This window comes from Frischella sp. Ac48 (assembly GCF_019641635.1).
Lineage (GTDB): Bacteria > Pseudomonadota > Gammaproteobacteria > Enterobacterales > Orbaceae > Frischella > Frischella japonica.
Genome location: NZ_JAETXP010000016.1, coordinates 60,603 through 84,406 on the forward strand (window position 1 = coordinate 60,603; position 23,804 = coordinate 84,406).

At 32.4% G+C, this 23,804-nt stretch carries 18 protein-coding genes; 6 read left to right on the forward strand and 12 right to left on the reverse strand.

Annotated features, from left to right (window positions below; genetic code table 11):
- Positions 1–88 precede the first annotated feature (88 nt).
- On the reverse strand, positions 89–712 hold the full coding sequence (locus JMI89_RS10605; protein ID WP_187756070.1) for a LysE family translocator: 624 nt from the start codon (positions 710–712) through the stop codon (positions 89–91).
- A gap of 119 nt (positions 713–831) precedes the next feature.
- Complete coding sequence (locus tag JMI89_RS10610; RefSeq protein WP_220680048.1) at positions 832–2,289, reverse strand: LTA synthase family protein; 1,458 nt, start codon at positions 2,287–2,289, stop codon at positions 832–834.
- A gap of 272 nt (positions 2,290–2,561) precedes the next feature.
- On the opposite strand from JMI89_RS10610, the gene JMI89_RS10615 reads away from it, so the two are divergent.
- The gene (locus tag JMI89_RS10615) at positions 2,562–3,629 is read left to right on the forward strand and encodes an MJ1255/VC2487 family glycosyltransferase (RefSeq protein WP_187756072.1); all 1,068 of its coding nucleotides are present in this window, start codon (positions 2,562–2,564) and stop codon (positions 3,627–3,629) included.
- Between the two features lie 34 nt (positions 3,630–3,663).
- Positions 3,664–4,152, forward strand: a complete 489-nt coding sequence (gene folA, locus JMI89_RS10620; protein ID WP_187756073.1) for a type 3 dihydrofolate reductase — start codon at positions 3,664–3,666, stop codon at positions 4,150–4,152.
- 279 nt (positions 4,153–4,431) lie between these two features.
- On the opposite strand, the gene JMI89_RS12145 is transcribed toward folA, so the two are convergent.
- The 6 genes from JMI89_RS12145 to JMI89_RS10650 all read right to left on the reverse strand — a co-directional run bounded on the left by JMI89_RS12145 (position 4,432) and on the right by JMI89_RS10650 (position 11,803).
- A complete protein-coding gene (locus JMI89_RS12145; protein ID WP_220680049.1) occupies positions 4,432–4,731 on the reverse strand; it encodes a CHY zinc finger protein in 300 nt (99 codons plus the stop codon).
- Positions 4,732–5,921: 1,190 nt separating this feature from the next.
- Positions 5,922–6,806, reverse strand: a complete 885-nt coding sequence (locus JMI89_RS10630) for a PfkB family carbohydrate kinase (RefSeq protein ID WP_220680050.1) — start codon at positions 6,804–6,806, stop codon at positions 5,922–5,924.
- On the reverse strand, positions 6,799–8,202 hold the full coding sequence (locus JMI89_RS10635) for a hypothetical protein (protein ID WP_187756075.1): 1,404 nt from the start codon (positions 8,200–8,202) through the stop codon (positions 6,799–6,801). The genes JMI89_RS10630 and JMI89_RS10635 overlap by 8 nt, the downstream gene beginning before the upstream one ends.
- Before the next feature lie 57 nt (positions 8,203–8,259).
- Complete coding sequence (locus tag JMI89_RS10640; protein WP_370633745.1) at positions 8,260–9,210, reverse strand: ABC transporter permease; 951 nt, start codon at positions 9,208–9,210, stop codon at positions 8,260–8,262.
- Positions 9,211–9,283: 73 nt separating this feature from the next.
- Complete coding sequence (locus tag JMI89_RS10645) at positions 9,284–10,774, reverse strand: sugar ABC transporter ATP-binding protein (protein WP_187756077.1); 1,491 nt, start codon at positions 10,772–10,774, stop codon at positions 9,284–9,286.
- 84 nt (positions 10,775–10,858) lie between these two features.
- Positions 10,859–11,803, reverse strand: coding sequence for a sugar ABC transporter substrate-binding protein (locus tag JMI89_RS10650; RefSeq protein WP_187756078.1), 945 nt, complete (start codon positions 11,801–11,803; stop codon positions 10,859–10,861).
- A 269-nt stretch (positions 11,804–12,072) separates the two neighbouring features.
- Here JMI89_RS10650 and JMI89_RS10655 point away from each other — a divergent pair, with 269 nt between their 5' ends.
- The 4 genes from JMI89_RS10655 to gss all read left to right on the forward strand — a co-directional run bounded on the left by JMI89_RS10655 (position 12,073) and on the right by gss (position 19,004).
- Positions 12,073–13,170, forward strand: a complete 1,098-nt coding sequence (locus JMI89_RS10655) for a GntR family transcriptional regulator (RefSeq protein ID WP_187756079.1) — start codon at positions 12,073–12,075, stop codon at positions 13,168–13,170.
- A gap of 620 nt (positions 13,171–13,790) precedes the next feature.
- Positions 13,791–15,557 (forward strand): DUF262 domain-containing protein, encoded by a 1,767-nt coding sequence (locus tag JMI89_RS10660; RefSeq protein ID WP_220680052.1) that lies wholly within the window; start codon positions 13,791–13,793, stop codon positions 15,555–15,557.
- Between the two features lie 712 nt (positions 15,558–16,269).
- Positions 16,270–16,908, forward strand: coding sequence for a LysE/ArgO family amino acid transporter (locus JMI89_RS10665; protein WP_187756080.1), 639 nt, complete (start codon positions 16,270–16,272; stop codon positions 16,906–16,908).
- A 209-nt stretch (positions 16,909–17,117) separates the two neighbouring features.
- Positions 17,118–19,004 carry a bifunctional glutathionylspermidine amidase/synthase gene (gene gss / locus JMI89_RS10670; RefSeq protein WP_187756081.1) on the forward strand — a complete coding sequence of 629 codons (1,887 nt, stop codon included), beginning with the start codon at positions 17,118–17,120 and terminating at the stop codon, positions 19,002–19,004.
- A 57-nt stretch (positions 19,005–19,061) separates the two neighbouring features.
- Here the strand turns inward: gss and proC are convergent, their stop codons facing one another.
- From proC to JMI89_RS10690, 4 genes are all read right to left on the reverse strand, one after another.
- Positions 19,062–19,853, reverse strand: a complete 792-nt coding sequence (proC, locus tag JMI89_RS10675; RefSeq protein WP_220680053.1) for a pyrroline-5-carboxylate reductase — start codon at positions 19,851–19,853, stop codon at positions 19,062–19,064.
- A 582-nt stretch (positions 19,854–20,435) separates the two neighbouring features.
- Entirely contained in the window at positions 20,436–20,825 is a 390-nt protein-coding gene (locus tag JMI89_RS10680) for a DUF2628 domain-containing protein (RefSeq protein ID WP_187756083.1), read from the reverse strand.
- A gap of 914 nt (positions 20,826–21,739) precedes the next feature.
- Positions 21,740–22,660, reverse strand: coding sequence for a LysR family transcriptional regulator (locus JMI89_RS10685; RefSeq protein ID WP_220680054.1), 921 nt, complete (start codon positions 22,658–22,660; stop codon positions 21,740–21,742).
- A gap of 195 nt (positions 22,661–22,855) precedes the next feature.
- On the reverse strand, positions 22,856–23,539 hold the full coding sequence (locus JMI89_RS10690; RefSeq protein ID WP_220680055.1) for an XRE family transcriptional regulator: 684 nt from the start codon (positions 23,537–23,539) through the stop codon (positions 22,856–22,858).
- Positions 23,540–23,804 lie beyond the last annotated feature (265 nt).

Here is a 23,804-nt window from a genome sequence, read left to right on the forward strand (position 1 = left end):
TTAATATATTTCAGTTAGAATACCCATAGCAATGTTGAACAGCTTGCAATTAAATTTTAAATAGGTCTTTTCTAATACATTAATAATATTAAAAATCCAGTGCAACTTTAAGACTTAACCCAAGTAAAATGACCGCTAATAATTTATCAATAATAAACTGTATTTTAAAATACCCTCGTCGCACTATTTCAGATTGAAAAACAATAGTAACTAAAGGCCACCATAGCACAGCTTCAATCCAGATAATCAATGCTACACATAATTTTTCTAATAAAGAAGAATCCAATGCCAAAACTTGTGTGAATATCGCTAAAAAAAATAGCGTAGCTTTAGGATTAAGTAAATTACATAAATATCCTTGCATAAAAGCTTTAAAGTAATTGATTTTACAGATATTGTAAGAACGATCTACATAACTCACACCATTTGTTTTAGCCAATAGCGCCTTTATACCAATCCACCCCAGGTAAGCAGCACCAACATAACGCAAAGTATTAAACAGCCATGGTGTTGTTTGAATCAATACGGCAATGCCAGCAACACAGTAGCTCATATGGGTAAAAATTCCCATAATAACACCCCAGCAAGTCATTAACGCATATTTATGCGGATAATTAAGACTGTTTCTCACAACCAAGAAAAAATCTGGCCCTGGTGAAATCATACCTAGCAAGCTAATAGTCGCAACAATGATAAATGACTCATATTCCATATTTTTTATACTCTAAAAGTTAATTGCCAACTATATTTGCCATTTATCGATAATCAACCGATATATTAATGACTGACGATTATTACTCATAATTCATGCTAGTCATAAATACAGCAATGTTAAGGTATGGCGGCTGAACAGTTCAATGTTGCTATATCGGTTAATACACGTTCAACATATTCTGCCCGATGTGTCACTTTTTGATCATTAAGATAATCGGTCCAGAATCGAGCATTAGATTTAATTTTTGCACCATCGAGAATAATTCGTGGCATATCTAATTGATAAATATTATCTGGTAACGAGGCATATGGCCCGAGATCTTCCTTATTAGCATTAGTGATAACATAAAGAGAACGTGGCTTAGTCGATAATTTAGCAATGGTAGGTGTACCCGCTCCCATCATTAAATGGTCTGGAAAAATATAAAAAACAGTGTTTTCCAATATACCTTGCTGTTCAAGATAAGCAATAAATTGCCCAATATTATAATCAAGTGAAGCTGCGGCAAACGCCATATTATCATCTTGCTTATCAATCACTTTTTCCATTCGTTGATCATAAAAACCACTTGGAGCATGAGTTGATATAGTCGAGATAAATAATGCAAATGGTTGATTTTCTTTAGATAACTCTGTCACTTGACGTTTAGCAATATCAAACGTATCTTTATCATACAAACCAAAGGGCGCCTGTGGATATTGACCAGGATAATTTGATTCACTGACAATATCGATTCCTAGCATGGAAATGATATGGCCAATACCTGAAAAGGTTGGATCGCCAATCACATATCGCGTCTGATAATTTGCTTTATGCAGCACATCAGCTAAACTAACTAATTGGGTTTGTGAATAATTAGCAAATGGTTTAGTGTTTATCCCTCCTACTAAAAAAGGCATTCCCGTCATATAAGTATACATGGAAGCCGTGGTCCATGAACTGCCTTTCCCCATTGGGATATCGCCATAAAAACTATATTTTTGGCGTAATTGATTCAGATTAGGAGTTAATTGATCAAAATCTAAAAACCCTTTTTCAAATGACTCTAAAGATATAACGATAATATTTTTACCTTGTGTGGCATAAACCTGATTTTTTAGTGGATAATCACGCATATTAAGCTGAGTTAGAGCCTCTTGAAAATCTATCTTAGATGCACCAGTTATACGAGACAATTCAAGTAGTTTATCAAACGGGCCATGGCTATAATTAAGCGATAATATCATTATTACGAATACCATTAGGCGCATTTGGACATTAATTTTTCTACGACAAATAGCGGCAAGTTTGGTTAATAAAAAAATAAAAACCAAAAATAGTAATACCGTTAATAAAGCTTGTAATTTAAAAATTAACAATCCTTCCCAAATATCATTAATATTTAAGTTAACAAAAAACTGATAATCAATAAATCCGCCACTAAAATAGATGGATATCACTTCCATTACAATAAAAATAGTTAGCATTAATACGATAATATATTTATATTTTTTAGCAGTAACAAACGAAGCTAACATCGTGGTAATAATTACTAAAGGAAAAACTATCCAAGCATTAACAGGAAAAAACAACATAATTCGATACAACTCATCGTTAAAAATACTGGTTAGTATATACTTAAACCTGTTTTTTTGCAGTTTTGATCAGTTTTTTATTTGCAGAAAACATAATGATCTTATGCAGTCGATCATGGTTTATAATAAAATAGCAAAAATAAGATTTATACGATTACAACAATAAATAATCTTTATTATTTTTTATCAATTAGATTGATATCAAATTGCTTAGATTCTGCTATGATACGTTAACAGCAATCACAATTGGCAAATATGATAAGGAAAATATAATGAAGATCCTTTTTGGTGTTCAGGGTACCGGCAATGGACACATTAGTCGTTGCCGCACTTTAGCTAAAGCTTTAAAAGCTGCTGGAGCTAATGTTGATTATATTTTTAGTGGTCGCAACGTTCAAGACTATTTCGATATGAATGATTTTGGTGATTATAAAACTTATGAAGGTATGAGCTTTGTTACCCAAAATGGTAAAATTAATATTCGTAAAACAATTAGTCGCATTCGTGCATTTCGTTTAATAAAGGATGTTCGAGAATTAAATCTTGACCAATATGATACCATTATCAGTGACTTTGAACCGGTTAGTGCTTGGGCGGCTTATCATCAAGAACGAAAATGCTTAGGGATCAGTAATCAGGTTATTTGCCAATATTTAAAACCGAAAGAATATGGTTTAATTGCTAATGCCATTATGAAATATTATGCGCCAGTAACTGATCCAGTGGGTTTACATTGGTTCCATTTCGGTCATACTTTAATCCCACCAATAATTGACCCAATGGTAAGTCAACCGGAGAATGAAAAAATAATTGTCTATTTACCATTCGAATCATTGAATAATATTTTTAATTTGATAGCACCTTTTAGCCAACAATATCAATTTGAATGTTTTCACCCCAATATAGAACATGCTTCAGTCGAGCATAATATTAGCCTACACCCATTATGTCGCGATAGCTTCACTCAAGCGATAGCTTCATGTTCCGGTATTATTAGTAATACTGGCTTTGGGTTGATCTCTGAAGCATTAGTGCTTGGAAAAAAAATTCTCACTAAACCCGTTTCCGGTCAATTTGAACAAATATACAATGGGCATTGTTTGCAGCAATTAGATTTAGCGACAGTGATGAATTCACTTGATCAAACTGTTCTTGAATATTGGTTGACACAATCATCACCAGATCCTGTTATTTATCCTGATGTTGCCCCACAATTAGCTAATTGGATTGTCTCTGGTCAGGCTGAACCGCTTTCCAATTTAAGTGAGCGTTTGTGGCAACAGACTCACTATCCTGAACATGTCCAGCAAAAAATTGCTGAATTAGGTTATATCTTATAGTTTAAACTAGGAAAAATATTTTAAAGAGCTAATTATGATCTTAAGTATTATTGTCGCGATGGCCAACAATCAAGTAATTGGGTTAAATAATCAAATGCCATGGCATTTGCCTGCTGATTTAGCATGGTTTAAAAAAAATACCTTACATAAACCGGTTATTATGGGACGAAAAACCTTTGAATCGATAGGAAGACCACTACCGAATCGACATAATATTATTATTAGCCGAACGCCTCAAACCAGCAATAATCCAAATATTACATGGACAACATCATTACCAGCAGCATTGGCTATTGTTAAAACGAGTCCAGAAGTATTCATTATTGGTGGAGGTAATATCTATCAACAAGTATTACCACAAGTGAATCGGCTTTATCTTACCCACATTAATACCGACGTTGCCGGCGATACTCACTTTCCTAATTATCATTGTGAACAATGGCAATCAATATTTAAAGAGTATCATCTAGCTGACGAAAAAAATCCCTATGATTATTGGTTTGAGATTTTGGAAAAAAAATAAACTCATTGCAAAATAATAGCAACAAATATTTCAAATTCATTTACTTACTGTTGATATTAGCGATTAGATTTAAAATATTTAAAAGCTTACGTTGCAATTACTCATTTTATCATCATCCAGGTCTGGTTTAAGATTCAGGTTTTTTTGCAGGTGCAATCATTTTGATGCAATCTTTTAATTGGTTTCTATTTACTTTAGGAGCAAATGCTTCATTTGATCCTCACAGAAACACCTTACACAACATAAACTAAATTATGTTCATTAGCCATAAAATGATATTTACTTTTTAAAATATATATCTTGATGAAGGGCACATCGGGGATTAAATTCAGCCAAGCAAAATGGACATTTATAGTGTTGATATTGTTCATATGTTAGACATGCCTTACACTTCCCGCACATTACAGGTTTGGTATGATGAATTTGTATCGCGACAAACGGATGATCGCAAATTTCGTCATGACATTGATAACACGCAAAATATTGCTTACATTGACCACATTGAAGCGCCACAATATCATTTTCATTATGGTAATGTATACAGCGTCCGCTGTCATCAGTTTGAATTCCTCGAATCATAATCTACCCCCAACTAAAGATAAAACAGTTAATGATTTCTCACAAACGTAATATACCAACTCTCAAACGCATCTCAGTTTATTATTATTTAACTGAATAGACATTTTCAATATTGAGTATCAATTATCAAACATATTCACTTAGAATCATAATATATATCTTATAATTCATGAATTAAATGCATGATGGTTAAAAAGTATAACTACTTTTTTATTTACCGCACAAAAAAATCGTGCTTAAAAAATTTTGCTGTTTTTTGTCAAGAATAACAACATTAAAAAGATGATTAATAAAATGCAATTAAGGCGATTATCATTTGTTCGATAGGGTCAATACCTATTTCTTTTTAAGCAAAAAATAAAAAAATATGACTTGATAGGATATTTTCTTTATTAAAACTATCATACGCTAAATCCGTAAAATCATAGATTAACGATTAATCAACCATTTTGGTCTAATGGAATCAAACACATAAATACCAAGTTGTTTCTGAAAGGATCCCCACTTTCTGTAATTAACAACGTATACCAATTTTGATAACAAATAGCAGCTTATTGATATTTCCCAATACCTAAACCTTTATTACACTTATTATTAATTGCAATTTTAGAATAGATAACTTTGTATTTAACAAATGATAGAACAGTTTATAGATGATTACAGATTAACTTTCACCAAACCAGAATAAAAACAATATAATTATTACTGAATATCTTTTGCCTTATTATATTATTCCTTATCAAAAAAACCTTGATAAATTTACTAATGTTTAATAAAAATCGAAATATATTGTTTAATAAAGCTTTTGCTAAAGATCTCTTAAAAGTTGTTGAAATGTCTTCATATTTCACAAGAAACTGTGCAACTAGCAAAGATATAACTATTAGACGATAAAATATCACAACATATTGAGGAAAAACCAGACAGTTTTTCGTGGTGAAAATGATTTAACAAACCAAATCAAATTGCATTTTGTTATGACATTAAAATAAAAAATTATAATATTATTAGCAATTATTTAATCACTAACTGAAATTTGAAAACCAACTTAAGCATAATGTTTGCTTTTCCATCAGCTTAAGTCGATTTGAAAGATGATAGGCAAATCTATCAGCAAATTGGCTAGAAACTTACAAAAATGAACGATACCTTTTTCAATAATGAATCACACTAATAATGCCATTATTTAGCTATAAATTTTTTATCAATTCATCTGGCATTTTAGGCATTGGACCACTTTGAGTGCAAACATACGCTGCAACATGGTTTGCCTTAATATTAATCTCTTTTAATGATCTTCCCTTTAAATACAAGGTGCTTGCAGTTGCCATAAATGAATCGCCAGCACCAACCGTATCAATTGGGGTAATCTTTTCCGCTGGGCAGTAATCTTGCTCAGTTTGATTAATTAGGTAACTCCCTTCACTCCCACAGGTATAAATTAATAACTCTAATTGATAATGTTGATTAAGATAATCAAACAATACCTTAGGATCATTTTTAATATTGAGTAATTGGGCTATAACCGGAAGCTCTTCATCATTCAGTTTTAAAATGTGGCTTTGCTCAATTGAAAAACGCAAAATATCATTGGTATAATGGTTTTGGCGAAGATTAATATCAACAATAATTTTTACCTTTTCCGGCAATTCAGCCACAATTCTTTTTAATAATTGATGATTATTACTATTGCGTTGAATAAGACTACCAAAATAAATAGCCACGATATCATCTTGAAGTAAGTGTTCTAACGATGTTGTTAGTTGGATATCATCCCAGGCGACGGGATTAAGAATGTTGTAGGTCGGCTTGCCGTCTGCATCGAGTTCCACCATCACTTTACCCGTTGCATAATTGGCTGAAATTTGTACGCTATGCGGAATAGCTAACATAGCCAACTGATTCAATAATTCTTTGCCATTATCATCATCGCCAACGGCTGATACCAATATAGCTTGAGCGCCGGCTGATTTAGCATGATAACAAAAGTTAGCGGCAGCACCGCCAATTTTTTTGCCGTTAGGTAAATAGTCCCATAGAAACTCACCTACTGCGATCATCTTTAGGTTAGTCATATTCGATTATTCCTTGTTTGATATCGATATTTTTTTCCATACTGTCGGCTTGTTGTTGCCAATCTTCAAATTGTCCGTAAGCAGTATAAATTGTTGAACCAGTAGGCAGTTCTGGGTATTCATTTTCACCATTCGTTCCCCAATTTACCCAACCGGAATCTTTACGTTGCACAATTTGATAGCGACCAACAATATTACTGGTGTACCAGACCATAGCATACCCCGATTGTGGATTGATTTCAGCTGTTTTATTGGCAGCTAACGGAAAAATAGTTTGTTCTGGTACACTATTTACATCAACTTCCTTAGCAAACAAAACATCTCGATGACGCGGGCTTTTATGTACCACGTGATGCGCTTCACGTAAAATATCTTTTACATGGTCTCTAATTTCTTCATCTGTCAATATGCCTTCTTTAACACAAAATAATCGCCAAAAGAAATCCCAAGATACCGCATTAATATTATCACCAATAGAATCACGATATTGTCTGGCATTCTCAGAAAGTGTCTGCGTGGGTTGTGATAAAATACGATTTACTTCGGCTGCTAAAATTTTGGCATATAAATCACCTTCACGATAATAGGTTCCGCCATAACTAGCAAAACGCGAGAATACAACATCGTTCTGACCACTTTCATATTCATCACCAACGGTTATTTTGTTGATAACAGGCATACCATCGACAAAGGTAGTAAAATCATCAACGTCATAACGACGTCTAAACCAAGGTGATTGATAAAAGAATTCCCAAACAATGGAAAATTTTTTATTGTGTAACGCAGGATCAAGGCCATTAGGAACCTCACCATTAAAACGATAACGACAATAAATCGGTCCCTCAACCTCAGTGATACAATCAACAATACAATGTTCGGGTGGATTGATTAATCCGTTTGCTGGCGTAAAGAATGGACCGTAAAACCCACCAATAGCATTAGAACAATCTTTAATTAAATTACGTCCCTCCGCTTTTGCGGCAAAATATCTTATACCCCACTTACCGTATGAAGTTCCATCACCAGTACCACGACAGAGTTCTAAAATATAATGACCGGTATCCAGCCGTTTTACCCCGTCTGATAAAGTAGGTTTTAATTGCTCAATGCCCTTGATGTTTGCTACTGGGTTATTAGGTTGACATACCAAGGTATAGTTTTCGACTAATTTCGTCATATTGTTAACGATAAAAGCGATAGAACAAGCTGAAATACGCTGCTCATTACAATAAATGAGATCAAATAATTGATGGGGAACCGTTTCACCTTGTTCATTAACTAATCTCAAATCAGCAGGATTTATCCCTTCATCAGGAAAACATAATCGGGTCAACACCGGCTCATTGTTTCTGGTTAGTCCATCAGGATTATTGAGCATTAAGGTACATTTTTTCATTATAATTTGTCCTATATTTAATTGTAAAATCTGTTTTGTTGCTTGATAGCTTTCTTTTTAGGCAGATTTACTTCGTTTTCTTTTCAAGATATCAACATAAACCGCTAAGAAAATGATTACCCCTTTCGCAACCAGTTGCCAGAATGAATTTACGCCAAGTAAATTTAGACCATTATTAATAATACCGATAACAAAAACGCCTAAAATAGTACCACTTATACGACCAATGCCTCCCGACATGGAAATGCCACCTAACACACATGCCGCAATAGCATCCATTTCATAACCCTGCGCAACAGAAGGCTGCCCTGAATACATTCGTGCAGCAAGGACAATGCCGGCAAAAGCAGCCAGAAAACCAGCAATGGTATAAACAATAATTTCCACGCGTTTAATCGGAATGCCCGATAATCTTGCCGCTTCACGATTACCACCTAAAGCGTAAATATATGTTCCTAAACGCGTTCTATTGACAATAATTAACATAACGACGATAAATACAAACATATAGATAACAGGGTAAGGAATTACGCCTAAGTAACCGGTGCCAATTGTGGTAAAGTTATCATCAAAAATACGAATTGATTGACCACCACTGTAAATAAAGCCAATACCACGCGCAATCATCATCATCGCTAAAGTAACAATAAATGGTGGTATCCCAGTGTAGGCTATTGCAGCACCATTTGCCGCACCACATAACGTACCAATAAGCAGTCCCAATAAAATAGCGGGTATGATGCCCATTTCACCAATAGAGATGAATCCAACGGTCAGCGTTCCCGCCATAGCCACAATTGAGCCTACAGACAAATCGATACCACCCAACATAATAATTAATGTCATACCTAGCGCTAAACACATATTAGTAGAGACTTGTCTTAATACCGACAACATATTATCTTGGGTAAGAAATACCGGTGTTGAAAATGCCAGAATAATACAAATTAAAATTAATGCGATTAAAATACCAATGTTGTTAATAAAGAAATCAAGAAAGTTTTTTATAATTAAATTATGTGTATTTGCATACTGGCTAGTATGATTGCTATTTAAACTGTTATTAGGTTTACTGAACATTTTAAGCTCTCCCTGTCGCTAATTTCATAATTTTTTCTTGTGAGAGTTCAGTCTGAGATAGTTCACCTTGTATTTCGCCATTAGCGACAACACAAACTCTGTCACACATGTTAATAATTTCGGGTAATTCCGATGAAATCATAATGATGGCAATACCATTAGCACATAATTCATCAATAATTTTGTATATTTCAGCTTTGGCACCGATATCAATGCCCCTTGTTGGTTCGTCTAAAATAATCAGTTTCGGCGATGTTGCTAACCATTTAGCAATAACAACTTTCTGTTGATTACCGCCACTCAGTTCACCAACGATTTTATTCGCGCTCGGTGTTTTTATATTGAGTTTTGTAATATAATTTTGAATAATTTTTTCACGTTGCTTGTGATTAACAAAACATCCATGAATAAATTGCTTGAGAACAGTTAATGACAGATTAAAACCAATACTATTATTAAGTACTAATCCCTCTTTTTTACGGTCTTCTGGCACCAAGGCAATACCTAAATCGATAGCATCTTGTGGGCAGCGTATCAAGATAGGTTTATTTTCAAAATAAATTGTACCGCTGTCATATTTGTCGACGCCAAAAATCGCCCGCATAATTTCGCTTCTTCCTGCGCCCATCAAACCGGAAAAACCGAGAATTTCACCTTTTTTTAATTGAAAATTTATGTTACTAAATACACCATTTCGAGTCAGGTTTTCTACGCTTAAAATCACATCATTAGATTGTTGATAATTACGTTGATAATAATTATTTAAACTTCGCCCCACCATCATCTTGACTAGCTCATCAATATGGGTTTGAGAAGTTTTAACCGTATCAACATATTCACCATCGCGAATAACACTAATTTGATCGGTAATAGCAAAAAGTTCATCCATACGGTGAGATATATAAATAATACTAACGTTATGTTCTTTTAATTTTTTAATCATGACAAACAATTGTTCAACTTCTTTTTCCGTTAAAGAGGATGTTGGTTCATCCATAATTAAAATTCTGACATTAAAAGAAATAGCTTTAACAATTTCGACTAGCTGTTGTTGTGCAATTGTTAGCTTATAAACGGGTGTAAGAACATCGATTGATAGGTCCATACTTGCCATCATAATCTGTGCTTTACTAATCATTTTTTTATGATCTTTCAAACCCCATTTGTTAATAGGTTCTCGGCCTAAAAATATGTTTTCGTAAATGCTGATATGTGGTACTAATACGATTTCTTGGTGGATAACATTAATCCCATAAGCTTGTGCTTCTTTGATGTTATTAATGGTGACATTTTTACCATTAATTCTTATTTCACCATGATCGGGTTTATATATACCACCAATAATTTTTATCAAGGTTGATTTACCCGCGCCATTTTCACCTAATAACCCATGAACTTCGCCTTGCTGCAATGTAAAATGCATATTTTTTAGAGCATGGACGCCAGCAAATTTTTTTTCAATCTGATTGAGTTGTAATGCAATTGGTTCCATAGTATTACCTTCTGGATTTTAATCGATTAACTAATACACGCTATTGTTATCTTTATTTTGTATATTAGTTAACCGAACTAGTCGTTATTGCCAGGCTTTAACACCATATTTTTGAATCAATTCTTCAGTAATTGGAAAGGTTGGCACAAGGATTTCTTTATCAACCTTTTCACCAGCAAGAATCTTTTCGCCAACTTTATAGCTTTCTTTCGCTAATTGAATGGGAGCTTGCGCAACAGTTAGTGTTATTTGCCCGTCTTTAAACGCTTTTTTACCATCAGGTGAACCATCAACAGTATAAATTTTAATATTTTTTAATTTATTTGATGCCTTTAATGCCACCACGACCCCTAAAGCTGATGGGTCATTAACAGCAAAAAAAGCTTGGACATTAGGATTAGCTTGAATAATATCTTCAGCAATTGGCATGGTGACTTCCAAAGCACATTTACCATTTTGTTGAGAAACGACATTAAATTTGCTACGGCTCTCGCCTAAACCAGCAAAAAATCCGTCTGCTCTTAGTACGCTAGCCCGATTAAATGGACAATCAATCACTGCGATTTTAGCTCCATCAGGAAAATCTTTAACCATCCGTTCCCCATTAATTTTGCCAGCTAAAAAGTTATCAGAAGCAATCGTACTTACAACCAGATCGTCATCACTAATTGGATTATCAATTACAACAACAGGAATATTTTTCTTTTGTGCAGCGAGCAATCCTTGGCGAATTCCTTCTGAATCAACAGCAATTAAATAAATGATATCGACTTTTTGATTAATCACGTCTTCCATCATTGAAATTTGTTTGGCTTGATCATATTGTGGATCGATCAGAATATATTGATCACCATTTTTTTTAGCAATATCAGCAAACGTATCAGAAATAGCGGTAAAAAAAGAGTTGTTTAAGGTTGATGTTATAAAAGCAAATTTTATCGGTTTATGGTCATTTTCCTTGGCGTATATTGAGTCAGTTGTAAAAAAAATCATTATTATTGTCATGAATAACGTTATCAGTTTTTTCATTTATTTTACCTCACCTACTTGCAGAATGAATAAGACATAAATCTTATGATTACTAGATCTAAATTATATTGAATAATATTATACCTAGTACATGCTAGTCTAAGAGACTCATTTTATATTACAATAACAATCCATTTTTTTTACTAGTTATGATAATGATGTCACTATTTAAGATTAACTTGTAAAAATTAAATTTAACAAGTTTATCGGTATGGCATAATGCATAATAATAAATTGTTAAGCCATAATTTTGAGGATGAAATATCAGCATGGCAAAAAAAAGTGAGCAAATATATCAGGAAATTTTAACCCACATTCAAAACGGTGTATTCGGGCTTGATGGCCCTTTACCATCAACTTCCGAATTGAGTACCATGTTTAATGTCTCCAGACCAACAATAGCTAAAGTGTATTCACGCTTAAAACAAGAAGGCTATATTGATGGTAGTCAAGGAGCAAAATATTATGTAAAACAGTTTGATAAAATTAGCAGTAAATATATATTTGGTATTTTAGCACCGAGACTTGATCAGGATGAAAGTCGGATTATTTTAGATAGTTTATATTCAGAAATAGCCAGTTTATCGAACCAATACCAATTTTCATTATTATGGGCAGGAATGTTAACGGGTAGTTATGATGTTCAGACCATTTTAAGCAATATTGAAAATGTCATCATTAATTATAAAAAGAATAATCTTAATGGTATATTTTTTTCACCTTTAGAGTTTCATCCATATGCTAAACGTATCAATGAAGGCATTATTACATGTTTAACAAAATACCAAGTACCGTGTATTTTACTTGAACGAGATTATTGTGTCTTTCCTGCGCGCGGACAAGCAGATTTAGTCAGTATAGATAATATTGCGGCAGGTTATATTGTTACACGGCATTTTATTAAGCAAGGCCATAAACGAATCGCTTTTATCTTAAAAAGTGACTCTGCTCATACCATTGCATTAAGAATCATCGGGTATAAACAAGCGTTAATGGATGCTAATATTGAATATGATAATAATTGGATTATCCAAGCATCACAAATTGACGAAAACATCATTAAGACACTCGTTAAGTTAGACGTGAAGCATGTAGTATGTGGTAACGATTTTACCGCCATGCAGCTGCTTTCATTAAATCAACGTCATTATCCTCAGCGGCGAATATTTACCATCAGTTTCGATGATGCCGAATATGCCAGTCATTTGGCACTGCCACTTTCTACTTATAAACAACCGTTGGTTAGCATTGCGCGTACTGCCGTTGAAACATTAATACAACGGGTGAATGATACCACATTACCTATTCGAACAATTTATGTAGAAGGCGAATTGGTAATTCGTAACTCTAGTGAGGTATTATTATAATTAAACAACAAATGAATAAATTAAATTTTATTGATCGTAATATGTTGTTTATTTGCTCAAATAATTAGCAGTAACGGGTAAAATTAGCACATTGTTGTGGAATTTCGAGTTAAGGCAAATCTGATTATTATGTTATATACACGCTGCATAAGCATAATAGCCAATTCGGAACAAATGTTATATAACTTCACATATTTATCGGTTTGACTTCCATCTTAACAAAAAGCTCAAAATACCGGGCTTTTTTATTTAGATATTACCCTTAAATTATTGAGGCAACTAAGTAAACTAACTGAAAAAAAAATAACGTAGCCATCTTATTAAGGGTTCTATTTGCTAAATATCCCAATAAAACAAAAGTAAAGATATTTCCAATAAGTTTTCCAACATTATTAAATCGAAACATAACGTTGCCTGCCACGTGCTAGCTGACTTGTTAATAACTTTGTATTTCCAAAATAACTAATCGAACAAATTCAATTTTACGCCACTTTGATTATTGAATAAGATTACATAAATAAGTTAAATTAAACCGTTTATTAAAAATAATGTAATTGTTAAAATATTTAGATTAGCTATTACAAATAAAACAAAACATAATAATATTAACAGGAAGAACTATGGAAGAATCTTTTAAACCTAGAAGTTTATCTATCGGAGAATTGTTTGGCGATACAAAAAGTTTGTATCAAATACCTAAATATCAACGACCTTATAAGTGGGAAAGTGAACAAGTTGAGCAATTATGGGATGATATTCGCGAATCATATGAAAACGAGATCGCGAATTATTTTTTAGGTTCAGTTATAACGGCAAGTCCAAATGAAGAAAAATTAGGTTATATTGATGTTGTTGATGGGCAACAGCGATTAACAACATTAATGATTTTATTTTGTGTACTACGTGATCACTTCCCTGATCTGAATCAAAATGATACTGATAATCCCCTTACGGTTAATATTGATACTATACGCTCGGCTATTACCTATAATAGCCGAGCGTTACGTTTGAGACTTTATACTCATAGTTCCCATCAATCCGATTTTAATGCTTTAATTCTTAATGAAGGTGCAACTAAAGCACTTATTGCCCCATACAAATATGAGATAAAAAAAGATCAAGAACCCAAATTCAAATTTATCAATACCGCATTAATTTTTATCGAAAAATTAAATGAATATAATAGGGAAAATCAACTTGGTTGTTTAATTAACTATTTATTTTACCACGTTAAAATTATTCGCATTGATTGTACTAGTCGTGATTTTGCTATTAAGTTATTTCAAGTATTGAATAATAGGGGGCTTGATTTAACACCAGCAGACTTAATAAAAAGCTTTCTTTTAGAAAAATTATATAAAAAATATCAACATGATTTAGAAACATCTAAAATTAAAGAAGACAATTTTATGTCAGATTGGCGTGAAATGGAGCAAATAATAAGAAATTGTGATGATATTAGCTTAAATGATTTATTTATCATTTATGCACATTATTTATTAGGTTCTAATCAAAAAAAATCTTATACAGAGGAATTACAAACTTTATTTGAACACCAAGACCCAAATGATGTTATTGCCGCTTTAAAAAGTTTTATTACTGATTATTATGAAAAAATTTATAAAACCAATAATAAGATTATTTATTCATTTAAGTATATAAGATGGAGTCATTATTGGAAAGCGATATTAATGACAGCAATAACAACTAATTACAAGGAATTCGATACATTGATATTCCAATTAAGGCGTTTTTATTATCTATATTGGATTGCAGGAAAAACACTGTCACAGGTAAAGCAAACTTCATTTAATATAATTAAAGCCATAAAAGATAAAAAACATATTAATTATTTAAAAGCGATTTTTAATAATAAATTAGAACTTGATAAAATTCACGAATATGCAACATCGCAATTAATTTCAAATGTTGTAGATAAAGAAGCCTGGATTAAACCATTGTTAATATTAATTGAATATAATTTAACAGATCAATCTAATCCTAACTTCATTTCATTGACTAACGATTTACATCTGGAACATATATTACCTAAAAAATACCAAGAATTAGCTGAATGGAGTCATATAACAGATGAGGTTAAAAATAAATGGTTACACAGTATTGCCAATTTAACTTTATTAAGTGGCAAAAAAAATATTGACGCAAGTAATAATTCTTTTGCTGTAAAGATGAAAATCTATCAAGGCAATAAAACAGATAGTACCACGGCATTTCGACTGTCACAAAAAATATTGGATGATTTCAAACTAAATACATTTAACCAACAATGGCATGAATCAGCATTACAAAATCGTTATTTATGGATACTTGAGCAGATTGAAGAATTATTAGACATTGACTTGTCATCAATTGAAATAGACATTTAATTGAAAAAACAAAAAGATAATTATTGAATAGATTTAGCTATAACCATCATTTAATCTGCTATTTATTGCTCGTAAGATACTAGGATATATGATACTGATACCATAACAAGCAATCTTATCAGCATAAAAAGAGAGGGTATAAATTAAGGATAGTAGCGAAAACTAGGTTACGATAATTTGAATTGGATTTTTCCTAATCTTAATAATGATTAGAGGTGTTATTATCGTTAAACATTTACTAAAATCACTTAGTGGAAATGCTATTTAACTAATTAATACGATTCATTCTTTTAAAAATGGCTTTTATCGCTTAATTCTGCGCTAAAAAGCCATTTTAATTAAAATTTAGAAATTACATTTTTTTCGTCAAGTCATTTGGTGGTAAACACTAAAACTCCATTAATAGCTAACATTCTTCAATTCTGGTATTGATTAATTTTTTCTCGGTTGGTGAAAGTAGATCCCACAACAATGGTGAAAAATAGATTGCCGTATTAACAATCGTATTTTGTATGCTGTTTATTTTTTGTTAGGTTAATTAGCATATACTTTAACGATTTTTTTAATGCAGTTAATCTAAAGAAATTATGTTTTTTTTATGCTATAGTTACCGGCTCTCACCACGTGGCATCAATATTTTGAAGATTATCGAGTAGCCCAATTCTTTATCATCAATTATTGCAAGTGCCACTTATTTTGCTTTAGGAAAACTATGCTATTAACAATACTAAAAGGTTTTACAGTCAGCTTGTCATTAATATGTGCTATCGGTGCGCAAAATGCATTTGTATTAAAACAAGGATTATTAAAAAACAATATCTTTTGGATTTGTAGTGTCTGTTTTTTGTGTGACTTTTTATTAATGACAATGGGTGTATTTGGCGTCGGTGAGATGATTAGTTCAAATCAAATCTTACTCATTATTCTTACGTTAGCAGGCTCACTCTTTTTATTTTGGTATGGTTTTTTATCGTTTCGTTCTGCGTTGAGAGGCAACTCAAGTTTTAATATTGAAAATAATAACACAAAAAAAATTAGTGTGTTATCAAGTATCTCTGCAACATTAGCCATCACCTTGCTAAACCCTCATGTTTATTTAGATACGGTAGTCATCATTGGTGGTATATCTATGACACTGATAACAACCATGGAAAAGATAGCTTTTATTATGGGTACAGTACTTGCTTCCGCCACTTGGTTTTATTCATTAGGTTACGGCGCACAAAAATTATCCGTTTATTTTACCAAACCAAAAGTATGGCGCGTAATCGAAATCGTTATTGCAATAATAATGTGGCTTATCGCTTTAAGTTTACTGTTATATTTATTTCACAATGATCTTCTACATTAAAGATATGTGGTGTTTGTTTGATAAAACAAATGCTACTTTTGATTACAACCAAAATAAACTAAAAAATAAATGTGGCAATTCGGGCGATGCTGTCTTGACTGATTTCTGGATTACCAAACATCAATTTTAGTCAATTCCGCTAGAGATTGCCTGTAAATTGGCATATGATATAAGTTATTCTAAAAGCAATAATGTATTAAGGTTTAACCATGTCTGTCAGTTTTGTCAATGAAACCGAACCCTTTGGCACTTTACTTGGCTTTGCTCCTGGTGGAGTAGCAATTTATTCTTCTGATTATACGACGATTAATAAAAATGACTATCCTGATGATATTTCCTATCGTAGTTACATTGGTCATGAATATATGGGATATAAGTGGCAATGTGTCGAGTTTGCTCGCCGTTTTTTATATATCAATTACGGCATGGTATTTACTGATGTTGGTATGGCCTATGAGATATTTTCATTAAGAATTTTACGTCGAGTTGTTGATGAAGCATTACTGCCATTACAAGCATTTGCCAATGGTAGTCAAAAAGCCCCTGTTGCAGGAGCATTACTCATTTGGCAAGAAAGTGGAATTTTTAAACACACAGGTCATGTAGCCATTATTACTGAAGTTTTTGCAGATAAAATACGAATTGTCGAACAAAATGTTATTCATCATCGATTACCAGTCGGTCAACAATGGACAAGAGAACTCCGTCTACATATAAATGACGGGCATTATGTTTTACATGATGATTTTCAAGACACTATTATTCTTGGTTGGATGATTCAAACCGATGATACCACATATAGTTTGCCCCAGCCGAGCACTCCTCTCCCCTATCGTTCAATTCATTGCGAACATTTAGACAACCATGGTCAGTTTAATGGCAAATGGTTAAATGAAAATGATGCTATTGAGCAAGCTTATGTTTTAGCCAATGGTCACAAAATTAACCATGATGATCCTTACCAATATTTTACAATGTCTGCCTGTGCCGAACAGGAGTTGATTCGTGCAACCAATGAATTACATTTAATGTATCTACATGCGACCGATAAGGTATTAAAAGATGATAATTTGTTAAAAAATTTCGATATTCCTGAAATTTTATGGCCCCGCTTACGATTATCATGGCAAAAACGGCGTTATCAAATGATTAGTGGGCGTATTGATTTTTGTATGGATGAACGTGGCTTAAAAAGTTATGAATATAATGCTGATTCAGCCTCTTGCCATACAGAATGTGGATTAATAACCCAAAAATGGGTCGAGCAAAGTGGTTTATCCATTGGTTCTAATCCTGGATCTGCCTTATTAGATAGCTTAGCTGATTGTTGGAAACATAGTGATGCTAAACAGTTTGTTCATATCATGCAAGACAATGATAGTGAGGAAAATTATCATGCCCTATTTATGCAAAAAGCATTAACTCAAGCTGGTTTTGAAAGCAAAATTCTACATGGATTAGATGATTTACATTGGGATAGTCGTGGCAGAGTGGTTGATAATGAAAATCGCAAAGTAAAATGTGTTTGGAAAACTTGGGCGTGGGAAACCGTTCTGGAACAATTACGACAAGAAAGTGAATCACAAGTAGCAGCTCCGCCGATACGCACAGGTCAAGCAGACGATAAAGTGCGCTTAATTGATGTACTATTGCGACCTGAAATTTTAGTATTTGAACCACTCTGGACCATCATTCCAAGTAATAAAGCAATATCACCGGTACTATGGGCATTATTCCCTGATCATCGTTATTTATTAGAATCAGAATTTGAACTAAACGACCAATTAATCAAAAAAGGTTATGCCGTAAAACCCATTGCTGGACGCTGCGGTAGTAATATAGAATTGGTCAATAGTAAAGAACAAGTATTAGATAAAACGCTCGGACGTTTTGCTCGCCAAGAAAATATTTATCAACAACTTTGGTGCTTACCTAAAGTAGCCAACAAATATTTACAGATCTGTACATTCACAGTGGGCGGACATTATGGTGGTGCATGCTTACGTTCTGATTCTTCGTTAGTCATTAAAGGAGAAAGCGATATGGAAGTTTTACGAGTTATTAATGATCAAGATTTTGTGCAAAATAAAACTTGATACTAAAACCTGTCCGATCCGGATAAAATATCGGGCAGGTTATCATATGGCTAATAATTACGCTTTAATTTTTGCTGAAGCTTTTACCGCTTCAATGACAGCATTACGCAAACCGTATTTTTCTAACTGAGCTATTCCTCGAATCGTCGTTCCACCTGGTGAACATACACCATCTTTTAGTTCAGCAGGTAACATTGATTGCGCCAGCAATACACTTGCAGAACCAAGTACCGCTTGCTTGCTCATCAAATAGGCTTCTTCGCGAGTTAATCCAGCCAATACTCCCGCATCAGCCAATGCCTCAATAAATAATGCCACATATGCTGGTGAACAGCCGGCTATGGTACTACTGATATCTAATTTACTTTCATCAACAATAGCAATTTTACCGATCGCCATAAATAATTGCTTAACTATTTCTAACTGTTTATTGGTAACCTGTTTGGCAGGGCTTATAGCGGTCATGCCTTGGCAAACTCTACTTGGAATATTCGGAATTGCGCGAATAATAGCCTGATGTGAGGTGAGAATTTCTTGAATTTGTGCCATAGTAAAAGATGCAGCGGTAGAAATAATCATTTGATTCCCACTAAGATAAGGTTTTATTTCTTCAAGAACACTCGGTAATATTCGAGGAATCACTGCCAAAATAATGATATCAGTTTGCTCTACGACAGCTCGATTCGTCAAGCAAAATTGACAATCTAATTCTTTAGCTATCTGTTGCGTTTTACCACTTGTTCCACCACTTATAAACACATCTTGTGGCGTAACATATTGACTGAATATTAGGCCTTGTAATATGGCTGAGCCTAAATGACCCACGCCAATAATTCCAATTTGTTTCATTTTTATTCCTTAAATATAATTTATTCAAATTACCATCATAACAAACGATGACTGTCAGCTTAGCCAAATAAAAACGCTGTTATGATCTCGTAATAATATGACCATAAAATTAATGATATCATTAACTACGAATTATTATTTAATCAATAATAAAAGATAGCGGTGATAATATGAACGTTCACATTGTAAAATGCATTAATCATTTTGAAAATATTCATGAGCATAATACCTTATACCCTTTATTTAAAATTTTTCAAATTGCTATGATTAGATGATAACTAAGTGAAGTTGTAAATTTTTTTAAACATAACTTGAGATAAGTTATTTGCTACATTTAAAATGTCCAGTTTTACTACAGTTGCAATGTAAACAAAATAATTTAGAAAACGATGATAGGATAAAAACTGATAAGATACAAAATATGGCACCTTAAATAAGTTTAATTCGACCATATTTTGCAGTCTTTTCACTACTACATTAGATAAAAATCTAAATGACGCTATGTTATTTAATAAAAGAGAAATTCCAAATAAAATTTCTTTTAGCGATGATTTAAATCAATAAAATATTTAACATAAATAATTATTGTTTTAACGCTATCGAAATAGCTTCATCAGGATTATTTGCATTTATATTTGCGACAAATGCATAGCCCCTTTTAGTTAAATTGGCTTCTCTTAAACTATTTCCTTTTACACCAAGAAATATCGCGATGCCCAATTGTAACAAATTACCGAATAAACCGAAAGCGGCTGCAGATGTAGATTGCTCATAATAGTCGTAAGAGCTTGGCATCATCATGACAGAAATAATATTTATCAGTACCGCTATACCAATTAAAATAGCCGCAACCGACCACAATTTCTTAACTAGCGCCCAAATTGCGCCGAATAGGAATCCAGGCCAAGACCAACCTTGTTTTACTGCTTCAACTTTTCCATCCGCATGTTTGTATACATTATAATTTTTCATAATAACTTTGTTAATTTATTTAAAAAGGAATTGGATTGTAACCTAAAATTTAAAGAAAATAAAACTGAATTATAAGCTTTTTAATTTTAATGACTAAACATTTATATTATTTATAATTTCAATATTTCTAATTTGGCCAAATAGACATTAACTTTGTTGGGCTTTATTAGGGAGAAAAAATAATAAGCCTGTTTACCAATATTCAATATCATTTTAACCGTAATAATTGATAAATAGCCGATTATTTTAAATACCTATGAAACACAACATAACAGAATACTATTACGGCGAAATAATTTAAGTTAATGACGGCGCTATATTTAAATCCTTTATTTTCTTTTAAAAATTTTATGTTAATTTTTGTCTAAGATTCGGTGATACAATAACCATAAATAAAAATAGTTAACATTAATCAATATCTTGAATACTTTCCAATCTATTGAATAGAGATACCTGGAATTACGTTTTTCTTATTAATCTTATTGCTTCAATGGAACTTTGTGCTTAAACATTCATGAAAAAATAACCTCTTTCATTAATCAACCTCTTCTAATGAATTTCTTTTTATACCTAAATAAATAATTGGTTGATAGCAAATATGAAAGGTACAATACATTGCAGAATAAATTCTCTATAATATTTATCATCAAACCTGCCATAATGCTCTACTTCCGGCAAACCTACAATAATCTATTGAAAGATAAAAATCGCGCATTAAATGCTAGTCACTCTATTTATGAAACAGTTAATGTCCTAATCCCATTAAACAAGGTTAGCCATAACCAATATTGTTTAAGCGCTTCGAGTTAGCCATTGATACTTTTATAACCATAATAATTTTCATCGATGTATTTATCTATTATTAAGCAATAGTAATGTTAAATTTTTAATATAAACATTTAAATATGATTAATTTATTTCAATTTAAATCCATACTCTTGAATCAGTATTTTTAATTCTTCAATATAACGCTGTGCTGATTGGCTTAATTGTACTTTTTGTGAAGTGATCCACCCCACCAATATTCGTTCATCGGTAACTAAAGGAATAGAAGCAATATCAGAACCATTGAGATCAGTACTCAGTACACCGGTACTGATAGTGTAACCATTTAAGCCATGCAGTAAATTGAATAGGGTTGCGCGATCGCTAACATGGATACTTTTTTTGTGATAAACCGTACTAAGGATTTCTTCAGCAAAGTAAAATGAATTATATTCACCTTGTTCGAATGAAAGGTAAGGAAAGTTATCAAGTTCTTCCAGCATGATCATTTTTTGCTGTGATAATGGATGTTGTGTACTGATAAAAACGTGTGGACTCGCTTCAAACAATGGGAAAAAAGTGAGTTGATGTTCTTTTAATAAGCGCTTTATGACTTTACGATTAAAATCATTCAAATATAAAATACCAACTTCACTACGTAAGGTTGCCACATCCGTAATAATATCGTGAGTCCGAGTTTCTCTTAAAGTAAATTCATATTCATCAGTATGATTTTTTTTTATTAAATTAACAAAAGCATTCACCGCAAAGGCATAGTGTTGCGTTGAAATACTGCAAAGTTGTTTAGATGGGATTTTACTATTATAATGTTGTTCTAATAATTCAGTTTGATCGAGAATTTGTTTCGCGTAACCTAAAAATTCAATCCCCTCCGTAGTTAAAGAAACCCCTTTGGCTGTACGTAAAAAAATTTTTATATTAAATTCATCTTCTAACTCTTTGATCGCGGTTGATAAACTGGGTTGAGTAATAAACAGTTTTTTAGCTGCTTCATTAATTGAACAACAACGAGCAACTTCAATAATATAACGTAATTGATTTAATTTCACCGTAACGTCTCTTATAATGATAATGTAGATAATTCAAACAATGATTATCAATTTTTCATCTTAGTCTAATCATTGCTTGTTAAGCAATCAATAGTACATTCAAGATATAATTCGCATAGAAGAGAGTTTAAAAAATGTAGCCCAGTTAAAAATGGGCTACTAATTGAAGATAAATCAACTGCTTTATGGAAAATTTTAATAAAGATCTTTAATAATTTGAACAACATTACCAACAATATGATAGGAATTAAAATCGTGACGATGAACCACAATTGCTTCACATTGAGGATTATTTGCTAATAAAACCCAGCCTTCGAGTGTTATCTGAATACGTCTGACCATAGTGATATCTAAATATTCAATTAGATAAATATTACCATCTACAATATCTTTTGCTGTTGTATCTATGATTAGCCCATTATTATTCTTGATATCAGGTGCCATCATATTACCTTTAGCCCAATAAATAATTAATTTTTCTGCATTTAATCCTCGGTAACCTAACCAACCGGCTAATACAGGATAATTCATTACTGGCGGTGTCCCTCTAACATATTTTTGTGTACTTGCTTCTTCAGGTGTTGGACATTGTTTACTATAAACCGGAATCCGATAAATCGGATCATTATAATTCTGGCTATCTTCAAGTAAATCTATATCTTGAGGATTATATCCCGTCGCCAACCATGTATACGTTACATCACATTTTTCAGCTATAATGGCTAAACGATTTAAAGAAGGGTAAGTTTTACCTGATAAATAATCACGTATCACGGTTTCAGACATATCGCATTTTTTAGCAAAACTAGCAATTGAATTATTTTGCATTATCTCGGCAAGTCGATGCTTGAAATTTTGCACACTTTTATTCGTTCTCATTTTTATTTCCTATTCTATTCTTGGTACAAAATGTTAGGAACATCATTATAAATTAATTTTTTATTTATAACTATATGAATATTATGTAAATATTAAAAAAATCATTTTTTTATGAAAATAGTAAATGATTATATTTTGCAATTTAGTTAGCAATTAAAGCGATCGAACCTTTTTCGATGGTTGTCTTTGTAGCGGTATTATCGTTACGATAAATATAAAGATGATGCCGTCAGTGGCTAATGAATGGCGATAAATTATGTTATTA

Coding starts and splice junctions, on each gene's coding strand:
- JMI89_RS10605 (WP_187756070.1), bottom strand. CDS start 712: ATGGAATATGAGTCATTTATCATTGTTGCGACTATTAGCTTGCTAGGT.
- JMI89_RS10610 (WP_220680048.1), bottom strand. CDS start 2,289: ATGTTGTTTTTTCCTGTTAATGCTTGGATAGTTTTTCCTTTAGTAATT.
- JMI89_RS10615 (WP_187756072.1), top strand. CDS start 2,562: ATGAAGATCCTTTTTGGTGTTCAGGGTACCGGCAATGGACACATTAGT.
- folA (WP_187756073.1), top strand. CDS start 3,664: ATGATCTTAAGTATTATTGTCGCGATGGCCAACAATCAAGTAATTGGG.
- JMI89_RS12145 (WP_220680049.1), bottom strand. CDS start 4,731: ATGATTCGAGGAATTCAAACTGATGACAGCGGACGCTGTATACATTAC.
- JMI89_RS10630 (WP_220680050.1), bottom strand. CDS start 6,806: ATGACTAACCTAAAGATGATCGCAGTAGGTGAGTTTCTATGGGACTAT.
- JMI89_RS10635 (WP_187756075.1), bottom strand. CDS start 8,202: ATGAAAAAATGTACCTTAATGCTCAATAATCCTGATGGACTAACCAGA.
- JMI89_RS10645 (WP_187756077.1), bottom strand. CDS start 10,774: ATGGAACCAATTGCATTACAACTCAATCAGATTGAAAAAAAATTTGCT.
- JMI89_RS10650 (WP_187756078.1), bottom strand. CDS start 11,803: ATGAAAAAACTGATAACGTTATTCATGACAATAATAATGATTTTTTTT.
- JMI89_RS10655 (WP_187756079.1), top strand. CDS start 12,073: ATGGCAAAAAAAAGTGAGCAAATATATCAGGAAATTTTAACCCACATT.
- JMI89_RS10660 (WP_220680052.1), top strand. CDS start 13,791: ATGGAAGAATCTTTTAAACCTAGAAGTTTATCTATCGGAGAATTGTTT.
- JMI89_RS10665 (WP_187756080.1), top strand. CDS start 16,270: ATGCTATTAACAATACTAAAAGGTTTTACAGTCAGCTTGTCATTAATA.
- gss (WP_187756081.1), top strand. CDS start 17,118: ATGTCTGTCAGTTTTGTCAATGAAACCGAACCCTTTGGCACTTTACTT.
- proC (WP_220680053.1), bottom strand. CDS start 19,853: ATGAAACAAATTGGAATTATTGGCGTGGGTCATTTAGGCTCAGCCATA.
- JMI89_RS10680 (WP_187756083.1), bottom strand. CDS start 20,825: ATGAAAAATTATAATGTATACAAACATGCGGATGGAAAAGTTGAAGCA.
- JMI89_RS10690 (WP_220680055.1), bottom strand. CDS start 23,539: ATGAGAACGAATAAAAGTGTGCAAAATTTCAAGCATCGACTTGCCGAG.